Source organism: Microbulbifer sp. THAF38, assembly GCF_009363535.1.
GTDB lineage: Bacteria > Pseudomonadota > Gammaproteobacteria > Pseudomonadales > Cellvibrionaceae > Microbulbifer.
In genome coordinates, this window is the sequence record NZ_CP045369.1 from 501,095 (window position 1) to 512,500 (window position 11,406).

At 54.8% G+C, this 11,406-nt stretch carries 11 protein-coding genes (1 of these 11 running past the window's edge); 5 read left to right on the forward strand and 6 right to left on the reverse strand.

Translation table 11 applies throughout. The features are described 5' to 3' along the window. Positions 1-111 precede the first annotated feature (111 nt). The 4 genes from hemL to FIU95_RS02145 form a co-directional block, all read right to left on the reverse strand. Positions 112-1,395: a glutamate-1-semialdehyde 2,1-aminomutase gene (gene hemL, locus FIU95_RS02130; protein ID WP_152451080.1), complete on the reverse strand. Its 1,284-nt coding sequence runs from the start codon at positions 1,393-1,395 to the stop codon at positions 112-114. Between the two features lie 172 nt (positions 1,396-1,567). Beyond that, on the reverse strand, positions 1,568-2,353 hold the full coding sequence (locus FIU95_RS02135; protein ID WP_152451082.1) for a hydroxymethylpyrimidine/phosphomethylpyrimidine kinase: 786 nt from the start codon (positions 2,351-2,353) through the stop codon (positions 1,568-1,570). A gap of 82 nt (positions 2,354-2,435) precedes the next feature. After that, the gene (gene hemJ / locus FIU95_RS02140; RefSeq protein ID WP_152451084.1) at positions 2,436-2,858 is read right to left on the reverse strand and encodes a protoporphyrinogen oxidase HemJ; all 423 of its coding nucleotides are present in this window, start codon (positions 2,856-2,858) and stop codon (positions 2,436-2,438) included. Positions 2,859-2,894: 36 nt separating this feature from the next. Next, positions 2,895-4,715: a chloride channel protein gene (locus FIU95_RS02145; protein WP_253868805.1), complete on the reverse strand. Its 1,821-nt coding sequence runs from the start codon at positions 4,713-4,715 to the stop codon at positions 2,895-2,897. 96 nt (positions 4,716-4,811) lie between these two features. On the opposite strand from FIU95_RS02145, the gene argC reads away from it, so the two are divergent. From argC to erpA, 4 genes are all read left to right on the forward strand, one after another. Beyond that, on the forward strand, positions 4,812-5,864 hold the full coding sequence (argC, locus tag FIU95_RS02150; protein ID WP_172975299.1) for an N-acetyl-gamma-glutamyl-phosphate reductase: 1,053 nt from the start codon (positions 4,812-4,814) through the stop codon (positions 5,862-5,864). 63 nt (positions 5,865-5,927) lie between these two features. Continuing rightward, entirely contained in the window at positions 5,928-6,659 is a 732-nt protein-coding gene (locus FIU95_RS02155; RefSeq protein ID WP_152451088.1) for a DUF6776 family protein, read from the forward strand. 33 nt (positions 6,660-6,692) lie between these two features. After that, positions 6,693-7,136, forward strand: a complete 444-nt coding sequence (locus FIU95_RS02160) for a polymer-forming cytoskeletal protein (RefSeq protein ID WP_253868807.1) — start codon at positions 6,693-6,695, stop codon at positions 7,134-7,136. A 161-nt stretch (positions 7,137-7,297) separates the two neighbouring features. Next, on the forward strand, positions 7,298-7,651 hold the full coding sequence (erpA, locus tag FIU95_RS02165; protein ID WP_152451090.1) for an iron-sulfur cluster insertion protein ErpA: 354 nt from the start codon (positions 7,298-7,300) through the stop codon (positions 7,649-7,651). Between the two features lie 20 nt (positions 7,652-7,671). Here erpA and FIU95_RS02170 read toward each other — a convergent pair whose 3' ends face one another. After that, on the reverse strand, positions 7,672-8,781 hold the full coding sequence (locus FIU95_RS02170; RefSeq protein WP_152451092.1) for an anhydro-N-acetylmuramic acid kinase: 1,110 nt from the start codon (positions 8,779-8,781) through the stop codon (positions 7,672-7,674). Positions 8,782-8,796: 15 nt separating this feature from the next. After that, the gene (locus FIU95_RS02175) at positions 8,797-10,182 is read right to left on the reverse strand and encodes a peptidoglycan DD-metalloendopeptidase family protein (RefSeq protein WP_152451094.1); all 1,386 of its coding nucleotides are present in this window, start codon (positions 10,180-10,182) and stop codon (positions 8,797-8,799) included. Between the two features lie 275 nt (positions 10,183-10,457). On the opposite strand from FIU95_RS02175, the gene tyrS reads away from it, so the two are divergent. Next, on the forward strand, positions 10,458-11,406 hold the 5' portion of the coding sequence (gene tyrS, locus FIU95_RS02180) for a tyrosine--tRNA ligase (RefSeq protein WP_152451096.1). 350 nt of this gene lie beyond the right edge of the window; only the first 949 of its 1,299 coding nucleotides appear in the window; it begins with the start codon at positions 10,458-10,460; its stop codon lies off the right edge, out of view.

The following is an 11,406-nucleotide window of genomic DNA, read 5'->3' on the forward strand; positions in this document are numbered from 1 at the left end:
TGAAAAGAACAACGCTTCTGCGGCAAAGCGTTAACTCAAGTGCTGGGTGAACGATTTTGATGCAGGAGGAGAGTAGGTACCCACCTTGTAGTGGGTACCAGGGAGAGGAAATCAGTCGAGTCGGGCGAAAACGCGCTCTGCGGCAGCGATAGTCTCTTCGATATCCTCGTCACTATGGGCGGCGGACATGAACCCGGCTTCGTAGGAGGCGGGTGCCAGATAGACACCTTCTTCAAGCATGCCGTGGAAGAATCGATTAAAACGCTCGTTATTGCAGGCCATTACCTGTTGGTAGTTGGTGACATGAGTTTCCTCGGTAAAGAAGAAACCAAACATGCTGCCAGCCTTGTTGGCGGTAATGGGAATTCCCGCTTTCTTGCCTGCGGCGAGGATGCCTTCCACCAGGCGGTCTGTTCTGGCCACTAGAGGCTCGTAGAAACCGGCTTCTTCCACCAAGCGCAGGGTTTCCAGGCCCGCAACCATGGCCACCGGGTTGCCGGACAAAGTACCCGCCTGATAAACGGGCCCCAGAGGAGCGATCTGCTCCATAATTTCGCGCTTGCCACCGAAGGCACCCACTGGCATACCGCCGCCAATCACCTTGCCGAGAGTGGTCAGATCCGCTTCGATGCCATAGTGTCCCTGGGCGCCAGTGAGGCTGACGCGGAAGCCTGTCATGACTTCGTCGAGAATAAGTAAGGCGCCGTGTTGGTCGCAGACTTCGCGCAGTGTTTCCAGGAAGCCGGGCACTGGCGGGATACAGTTCATATTGCCGGCGACGGGCTCCACGATGATACAGGCGATCTGGTCGCCAATCTCATTGAAGCAGGCACGCACGCCTTCAGCATCGTTGTAGCTCAGGGTGATGGTGTGGTCCGCCAGGGCTGCAGGAACGCCGGGAGAGGAGGGGACCCCCATGGTCAGGGCGCCGGAGCCGGCTTTGACCAGCAGTGAGTCCGAATGACCGTGGTAGCAGCCTTCAAACTTCACAATTTTATCGCGTCCGGTAAAGCCGCGAGCCAGGCGGATGGCGCTCATGGTCGCTTCGGTGCCGGAGTTGACGAAGCGCACCAGATCCATGTTGGGCCACAGGCGGCAGAGTTCCTCAGCCAGCTCGGTTTCCAGCTCAGTGGGGGCGCCGAAACTCAGGCCTGATTGGGCCTGTTCCACAACCGCTTCAATCACTTCCGGATGTGCGTGACCGAGTACCATCGGGCCCCAGGATTGCACATAGTCGATATAACGTTTCTCGTCCGCATCGAATAGATAAGCGCCTTCGGCACGGCGGATAAACAGGGGCGTGCCGCCAACGGCACGGAAAGCGCGAACCGGGGAGTTAACGCCGCCGGGGATAAATTGCTGGGCTTCAGCAAAGAGCTGCTCAGATTTACTCATAGAATTCATTCAGAAATTGCGAAAAAGGCCAAGAGTCAGCGGCCATTATCAGGGTGTGGGGCCTTGAGGACAATGCGGGGCAAGTCAGGGCGCAGCAGGGAGGGTTGGCTGGTAAGTCGCACCGACGTTGCTGTCGGTGCGGATCGCGAATTGCAGTGAGACAGCGAGTACCCTAGCGCTCACACCAGAACAAGCGGTTGGGAATCGGGCGCCCCATCCCCAGCCGGCGACTATCGCGGATAGCGCTCCAGGCGTATTGCTGACTGCGGCTTACCGTCTCGGTGATAGTCAGGCCGTGGGCGATATGGCAGGCGATGGCGGTGGCGAGTGTGCCGCAAACCCCATAGGCTGCGGGCGGCAACCGCTCCCAGTGGAACTCACGGATCAAACCGCGCTCATCGTAGAGACGGTTCTGCAGCTGTTGCTCATGGGGCACCCCGGTCAGTAACAGGTAGCGGCAACCGCTTTCCAGCAGTTCCTGGGCCATGGCGTCATGGGTATCGGCCTCCACCGCCATTGCACGCGCCTCACGCCGGTTGGGACATACCATGGTGGCGTAGGGCAGCAACAGGGAACTCATGGCCTCCCAAAGGGGTGGGGCCAGTACACTCTCTTTATCGGCCAGGGTGGCGTCCGGGTCGATAATGACTGGAATGTCGGGGTAATCGCGCAGCACACTGTGCAGTGCCCGCACATTTTCCACTGAACCGAGATAGCCAACCTTGATAGCCGCTATGGGCATATCCTCCAGGACTGTTCGGGCCTGCTCAATCAAAAGGCTGTCATCCACTGGCGCTACCCCGATCAGTTCGCCGGTGTTACAGACGCTGATGGCGGAAACGACGGAGGCTGCGTGGCAGCCCAAACTGACGGCCGTTTCCGTATCTGCGCCTATGCCGGCGCTGCCACTGGGATCGTGGTGGGTGACGGTCAAAATAATGGGCTGCGGTGTATCCATAGAAGATCTACATGACTGCCAATTGCTGTGCGCCTAATTTTAGTTCCTATATGATCCAGGCAAAGAATGATTTCGCGCCAAATTAAAAGGGCTTCACCACGGCCAGAATGACGATGGCGAACAGGGCCACGGTCGGAACCTCATTAAAAATACGGAAATAACGTCCGCTGCGGTTATTGGTGCCCTGGGCAAACTTACGAACGTAGGCGCCACACATATGATGATAGGCCAGCAGGAGCACAACAAAGGTGAGTTTCGCATGCATCCAGCCGGCCGAGGTGTAGTAGCTGGGATTCAAACTGTAAAGCCAGATACCCAGGCCAATAGTGGCAAGCATGGCTGGGATGGCGATCCCCCTGTAAAGGCGTCGTTCCATGATGCAGAAGCGGTCGCGGCTGAGGGCGTCGGTGGCATCCACGTGGTAAACGAAAAGACGCGGTAAATAAAAGAGCGCGGCAAACCAACACACCATGGCAATAATATGAAAAGCCTTGATCCACAACATGGAAAATCCCCTCAAAAAAATAAAAACGAAAACTGATTATTTCCGGTAAAAATTATCGATCTGTAGCGGCAGAATAATGCCCGCAATGCGATTGTCCAGGGAGCCGCTCTGGTGGCGACTAATATACAAGGCGTCGGCCCCGGTATTTTTAAGTTCTTGCTGAGCTTCCAGCATGGTTGCACGCCAATTTAATTCCGCCATCTGTTTACGCTCACCGGGGATTTTTAGCAAATCAATCTTTGCCGTTGTGCCCTCGTCTTTTTGTTCCTGCTCCACAAGAGGTTCTTCACCCTCCCCCTCTTTACTGCCCTGAAGAAACGTGGCCAGATCGGCAGCACGCAGGAGTTCAGGCGGTTTTTCATCGGGCAGGTCGATCAGTATCCACTGGGGGTGTTGTGAGATATAGCCCTGTGCCTGCTCCAGAGGGATTTCCTGCTGAGCGACAATAAAACTTCGCTCCATTTGGCTGGCCACGCCTACACCGCTGAGCATTTGCTGGCGCCAGGTTGGGGTGCCAGCTTTATTTAGTGCGCGCAGTGTTTCGAGGTAAATTCCCTGGGTGGAAAAAAGTTGTCGACTGATCAAGGTGGCCACCACGATCATCATCATTCCGGGAAAAAGCACATTGGGGTTGTAGGTCAATTCGAGAATGGCGAGCAAGGCGGCAAGGGGAGCGTTGAGCATGGCTGCCATCATTGCAGCCATGCCCACCATGGCGTAAAAGCCTGGACTCGCCGTATGTTCCCCCAACCACATATTAGCGAGGCCACCGGCAATACCGCCGATGCAGGCACCGAGGATAAGGCTGGGGCCAATAACCCCCCCAGGGATGCCCAGCCCAGACCCTAGAGCGGTAGCAACCAACTTGGCTGCAACAATCACTATTAGAGTGTTTATGCCCAGCTCTCCCAGCATCGCCATTTGCAGTGTGTCGTAGCCCCCACCGAGAATTTCCGGTACCCAGATTCCGATAGTGCCGGTTACCAGCCCCACTATCAGAAAGCGCAACAGCGGTGAGCGATGGGTTTGCTTGGTGAGTTTGCGGTGGGCCAGTATGAAAAGCGCTGCCAGAACGCCGATAACCAGCGCACATAAAAATAAAATAGGCAGTTCCGCCAGGGAGTTGAGATGGATTGCCGGTACATTAAAGTCTGGTTCACGGCCAAAAGTCAGCTGGGTAATCGCACTACCGGTTACCGCCGCCAGAATGACTGGTAAAAAGCCGGCCACGGAATACTCGAGCATCACCACTTCCATAGCGAATATCACACCAGCTAACGGAGTGTTGAATGAGGCTGCAATAGCGGCGGCCACGCCACAACCGAGCAGGCTGCGCGCTGAGTTGTTGGGCAGCCTAAGTGCGCGCGCCAGCCAGCTGCCGCTGGCTGCGCCAAGATGTACCGCCGGCCCCTCACGACCCACCGAATGGCCACTAATCAGGGCGATGGACCCGGCGAAAAACTGCAGCAGTGCATTTTGCACTGGCATATAGCCCTGATGGTTATAGAGTCGGTCGAGTACATGAACCACACCAACGTCGTAGCGCTTGGGGCTGAGTACCAGGTAGATAATGCCAATTAACAGGGATCCGATTACCGGTAGGGCAAACCGCCAGAGTGGCGGTAGGGACTCGTAATTTTGGGGTACGGACAGAAAAAAGGTGGTTGGCCACTCCATGGCAAAACGAAAAAGCACGGTGACACCACCGGCGAGTACCCCGGTAATCAAAGCCATGCCAACCAGTGGCGCCAGGGCTTCCCGGGCCGAGAGTTGCAGGCGAATTTGCTCCAGAGCGTTTGTCTTGAGTAAGTAACGGCTCAGGGTGCTTTTCAGTGAAATCCTGGGGCGCTGTGACACCGCACATCCTTCAAGGTCTGGGGCTTGTGGTAGAGTGCTTGGCTGATTTTATGATTATCGTCTCAATTGGCGGATTTATCGGGAGAGTCTAGCAAGGTGATTAAGGTAGCAATTGTCGGAGCCACCGGCTACACGGGAGTGGAGCTGCTGCGAATTTTGGCGACACATCCACAGGTAAAAGTGGTTGCAATCACCTCGCGCTCCCTGAAGGGCACACCTGTAGCAGAGTTATTTCCCAGTCTGCGTGGACACTACGACCTGGCTTTTTGTGAGCCGGAAATCGAGCAGTTAGCCAGCTGTGATCTTGTCTTCTTTGCTACGCCCCACGGAGTTGCTCAAGCCCAAGTGCCGGCACTTATTGAGCGCGGTGTGCGGGTAGTTGATCTTTCCGCTGATTTTCGTCTCAAGGATATCCCCACCTGGGAGACTTGGTATGGCCAGGAGCACGCAGCTCCAGCACTGGCCCAAGCGGCGGTTTACGGTTTGCCTGAAGTCAACCGCGCCGATATCGCAGGCGCGCAGCTGGTGGCCTGCCCCGGGTGTTACCCCACTGCAATCCAGTTGGGCTGGATTCCTCTACTGGAGGCGGGTGTGGTAGAGCCGTCGGAACTCATTGCCAGTGCGGCCAGCGGTGCCAGTGGCGCCGGGCGCCAGGCCAAGACAGACCTGATCCTTGCGGAAAACAGTGATAACTTCCGCGCCTATTCTGCTGCCGGTCACCGCCATTTACCGGAGATTGAGCAGGGCTTGCGCAAGGTACAGCCGCTCGATGCCAGCCCGGCGCAGGTAACATTTGTGCCGCACCTATTGCCAATGATTCGGGGCATCCACGCCACTCTGTTTGCCAAGACTCTCTCCAAAGTGAGTCTTTCAGCCAGCGAATTACAGGGGTTGTTTGAGCAGCGCTACAAAGATGAGCCCTTCGTCGATGTGCTTCCGCCTGGAAGCCACCCGCAAACCCGCAGCGTGCGCGGAACAAATATGTGTAGGGTGTCCGTGATGCAACCCCAGGATCGGGATACCCTGGTAGTCATGTCGGTGATCGACAACCTGGCCAAGGGTGCCTCGGCCCAGGCGGTCCAGAATATGAACATTATGTTTGGCCTAACTGAGACGTTGGGCTTGGAGAGCCCCGCGCTGCTGCCTTAAAATCAAATAATTACGATAACCGGTAATCTCGGTTCAGCCCCAGCGAATTATATGGAGCTCAAAGTGAAAGGCAGTAAGCAGTACCGTATGAAAGTGGTGCCCCACCGCCCCTTCTCCGGCGTGATTGCCGCGGGTGGTGTCGCCCTGTTGGTATTGGTCACCTCTGCCGGTTCCTATTTCGCCGGCCAGTATCACCTGCGTAAAAACCTCGATGAGAAGACCCTGGAATATACCCGGGTGCTGGAGCAACTCGAGGCACTCAATAGTGAAAATGAAGCCCTGCGCATGCGTGCCGCTACCGCCGAGCAGTCCCTAGTAATTGGTGAACAGGCCAGCGAGGCCGTGCGCACTGAGCTGGTTCAAAAAGAAAGCCAGATTGCCGAGTTGAAACAGGAAATCTCCTTCTATCGTGGAGTTATGGCGCCGGCAGAAGGCGGGGAGGGGGTCTCGATCGGCCGCTTTATACTCTCCCAGACCGCTGACGCGCGCAGTTACCAGTACAAGCTACAGGTTCAACAGTCGGCGGCGCGCCGTAATGTCATTAAGGGGACGGCCACCTTTACCGTTGTGGGCCGCCAGGACGGCGAGTCAAAGCGCTACGCCTTAATGGATTTATCGGAGCAGGTGGATAAAGAGTCTATCCCGCTGCGTTTTAAATATTTTCAGAACATAGAGGGGGAGCTGCGCCTGCCGGAAGGGTTTATACCCGAAGGCGTGGAGCTCTCGCTTAAATCCAGTGGACGCAGCGGGTTCAATATTGAGCAGCGTTACGGCTGGTTGGTACAGAAAAGCTAGCATTGATGCCAGAGGCATGAGGTTTTAGGGATTATGTTAAGAAAAAAAGAGAAAAACGTAACTATGGCCAGTACCGGTAGTAATCATACGACTCTGATCGCGCGCCAGACGGAAGTCACCGGCGATATACACTTTCGTGGAAACCTGGTCATTGAAGGCAAGGTAAAGGGCAATGTCTCGGCTCACAGTGATAGCGATGCACGTTTGCAGATTGTTGACGGTGGCGTGATCGAAGGCGAAATCCGTGTGCCCCAGGTGGTCATCAACGGCAATGTGAATGGGGATGTATTCGCAGCACGTCATCTGGAGCTGGCCTCCAAGGCTATGGTAGAGGGTAATGTGCACTATAAGCTGATAGAGATGATGAAGGGTGCCCAGGTCAATGGCGCACTGGTATCCAATGCGGACCTCAGCTCCGCCGGTGATACCCCGATGATTGGCTATTCCGAAGACGAAACAGTGATTGAAGCCTCTTAAGTTGACCTCCCACAGCAGACCCCGGCTTCCTTCAATACCGGGGCCTGTTGCGCCAAATACTTGACTGATTTGCTGGGTTTAAGCAAGATGACGCCCCCGAGGCTGCGCTCTGTATAGCTTTTATACGAGTTGCGAACGTCCCGATGAGTTGAGAGAGACTTATGTCAGAAGCTGTATCCTTTTCTCCTGCACCACTGGTGGTTACCGATAAAGCGGTAGCTAAGGTCAAGAGCCTGTTGGAAGAGGAGGGCAATCCGGATTTAAAGCTTAGGGTCTTTGTTACCGGTGGCGGCTGTTCTGGATTCCAGTACGGGTTTACCTTCGATGAGCTGGTTGCCGAGGACGATGCCATTATCGAGAAAGACGGCATCCAAGTACTGGTCGATGCCATGAGCTACCCCTATTTGGTGGGTGCCAATGTGGACTATGAGGAGGGACTTGCTGGTTCTCGCTTCGTGGTGCAAAACCCCAATGCTTCCTCTACCTGTGGCTGCGGCTCTTCCTTCTCGATCTGAGCCGCCCACCAGCTAGCCGCTTAGGGGGGATAGATAGCCCCGAGAACGGCTTCTTTTTTTGCCCCGGTGACACCGGGGCAATTTCCGGGCAGGCCGAGCAGTGTCTGCCGAGCCAGCCAGGCAAATCCCACAGCTTCAAGCCAGTCGGCATCAATGCCATAAGTTCCCGTATCGGCAATTGACCAAGTAGGCAACCGCCTCTGTAGCCTGGATAGTAAATCCTTATTCTTTGCGCCCCCACCGCATACCAGTAACTCCCCACCATCCGCGAAGGAATGCACGGCTTCGGCAACACTCGCCGCAGTGACTTCTGACAGGGTTGCCTGCACATCTGCAGGGGCTAGTTCCAATCCAGCCAGGGCTTGTTCCAGCCAATTGGCGTTAAAGGTTTCGCGGCCAGTGCTTTTCGGCGGTTCGGCGGTAAAGTAGGGATCTGACATCAAGCGGTTCAACAGCTCGGGGTTAGCCCGGCCGCTGGCTGCCCAGCTACCTTCTCGGTCGAAAGGTTGCTTTTTATGAAGGCTTACCCAGTAATCCATCAGAGCATTGCCGGGGCCAGTGTCGTAACCGCAAATGCTGCTATCGGCTTTCAGCTCGGTAATATTGGCCATGCCACCAATATTGACAACGGCACGATTGCCCTCGGTTTTGAAGGCGGCGCGGTGGAATGCGGGCATAAGCGGGGCCCCCTGTCCGCCCAATGCCATATCGCGTCGACGAAAATCTGCGACCGTGCTAATGCCGGTCATTGCGGCAATCGTATTGGGGTCGCCAAGCTGTAGGGTGAACGGGGAGCTTACAGTGCCAGGCGGTCGGTGCCTGACAGTTTGCCCATGGCTGCCAATTGCGGTGACATCATGCGGCTCTACACCCGCACGCGCCAACAAGGTATTCGTTGCCTCGGCAAATACCTGGCCAAGCTGTCGATCCAGCTGCCCGGCGCGATCCAATTCCGATGGGCCGGGGGAGCATAGGGCGAGGATTGCGCTGCGCAGTGAAGGGTGGATGGGATGGCTGAGAGCTGCCAGGATACGCGGCTTGATTTTATCTTCACCGCCAAAGTCGACCAGTACCGCGTCGATGGCATCGACGCTGGTACCGGACATCAGACCGATAAAAAGATCGGGCATAAAATAAAGTGCTTATTAATTGTCGTCGTCGAGTTTTGCCAGAGCCGGGCCCTGGTAATTTTCCAGCTTGGCCAGCAGAGGCTGCGTTTGATTCTTAAAGCGCGTCATTTCCGCTGAGGGAACAGACTTGGCTTTGGGTAGTTTGCGCACGATCGTGGCCGGATTGCGATGCCTGCCATCCACCAGGAACTCATAGTGCAAGTGAGGGCCAGTGGCATAGCCAGTGGAGCCGACAGTGCCGATAACTTGGCGCTGCTTTACCCGCTGGCCTCTCTTCACTTTGCGCTTGGTTAGGTGTAGGTAGCGGGTAACGTAACGTTCACCATGCTGAATAAACACATAGTTGCCGTTAGGTTTGCTGTAACCAGAGGCAATCACCCGGCCGTCGCCGGTGGAGTAAACCGGGGTACCACGAGGGGCCGCATAATCGGTGCCGTTATGCGGGCGACGCGATTTAAAAACCGGATGCAAACGGCGTGGATTAAAGTGGGAGCTGATGCGGACAATATCCAGAGGTGTACGAATAAACGCCTTGCGCATGCTCTTGCCTTCAGGGGTGAAGTAATTGGCATCGCCGCTGCTGTCGACGTAGCGAACCGCACTGTAAGTCTGGCCCTGGTTGGTAAAACTGACCGCGAGAATAGGACCGTTACCAATCTTTTCCCCGTCGAGGAATTTTTCCTCGAACATCACGCTAAAACTATCGCCCTTGCGGATATCCAGGGCAAAGTCGATATCGGAGCTAAAGACATCAGCCATTTCCATAATTAGGCTATCGCTCAGTCCGGCATCGCTGCCTGCAACAAACAGGGAGCTATCAATTTGTCCCTGGCGATAGGCGGGGTGGCTGTCGGGTTCTCTTTGAACCAGATCGTGCTGAAATTTACTCTCAGTATCACGAGTAAATCTGACTTGGCTGAGTCTGTCCTTTTGCAGCGCTAAACTCTGTAGCTTGCCATCGGCATTGACCGTAAACGTCAGCTCTTCACCGGGATTAAGTCTCGCCAGTTTTTTTGCTTCCTTGCCACTGCCAAGCAACTGGTACATTTCACCTGCGCTGACTTTGGCGCGCTTAAACAGGTCAGACAGGGTATCGCCATTGCGTACGGTCAGGCTGAGTGACTTTAATGCCTCTGTAGCCGCTGCAGCTAATGCAATTCCCTGGTTGGGAGAGACTTCCTCGACCTGCTTTTGTTCAGCAGTAGTTTCTGTCTTCTCAGTGGTTGGAGACAGATTGACGGGAAGAGGCATGCGCTTGGCTTCGACTTCTGGCGTTGGGATAAAAATTGCCAAAACCAGAACACAGGCAGCGGCACTGGCCGTTAGGGCGTGCACGCGGGGAAAATGCTTGGGCAAGGCGCCTATTCGGACACGGGATGTCGGTTTGCGATGATTCTGCATGGTATTAACGGGCGGCGCCGGCTGTCGTTGTTATCTGCGCTTGAAATAAAGGGTGTTTAAAAAACAGGCATTGAAGTGACTTTATAGCAAAAAAGCCGCCTGGGTTCACTGGGTAATTGACCCATATCTCCATGAGTAAGTTCCTCAGTATCTAATTTACCATTTTATAGCAGCAGTAAGGCCCGCTTGTATTTGCCGCAAAGTTCGGTAATGTTGCAGCGCATTTTGCCACCGTCCGGTGGCGCTCTTTTCAAGCCTACATATGAGGGGAAAGCATGGCTGGGGTCGACATGACACTGCTTGAAGACTTGGACCGTCGCGGATTGATTAATCAGGCGACTGGTGACGGCGAACTGACGCAGCATTTGTCTGAGAGTCGAACCCTGTATTGCGGTTTTGATCCCACTGCAGACTCCCTTCATATAGGCAGTCTAGTACCGCTGCTGACCTTGAAGAGGTTTCAGGCGGCAGGTCATCAACCGATAGCCCTGGTCGGCGGTGCTACCGGTTTGATTGGAGACCCGTCTTTTAAAGCTCAAGAGCGCAGCCTCAATACTCCAGACGTCGTTGCCGGTTGGGTTGAGAAGCTGAAAAACCAAGTTTCTCAGTTTATCGATTTTGATTGCGGAGAAAATAGTGCCTTAGTAGCGAATAATCTGGATTGGACTTGCGAGCTCAATGTGCTCGATTTTCTGCGTGACGTGGGAAAGCATTTCTCCGTCAACAATATGGTGAATAAAGAATCTGTTAAGCAGCGTATCCAGAGGGAGGGTGAGGGGATCTCCTTTACCGAGTTCTCTTATATGTTGCTGCAGTCCATGGATTTTTCCGAACTGTATAAGCGCAATAATTGCACCTTGCAGATTGGCGGCTCTGACCAGTGGGGCAATATTACCGGTGGTGTCGACCTGACTCGGCGTCAGCACCGAGGTAAGGTTTTTGGTTTGACTCTGCCACTGGTGACCAAAGCCGACGGCACCAAGTTTGGTAAAACAGAAAGTGGCACTATCTGGTTAGACCCGAAGCGGACCAGTCCTTACGCCTTTTACCAGTTCTGGCTGAATACCGCTGACGCGGATGTCTACAAGTTCCTACGTTACTTCACTTTCTTGAGTGTTGATGAAATTGAGGCAATTGAACAGGGTGACCGCGAGCGCGCTGGAAAACCTGAGGCACAGGGTATTTTGGCTCGTGAAGTTACCCGCCTAGTTCATGGTGAAGAAG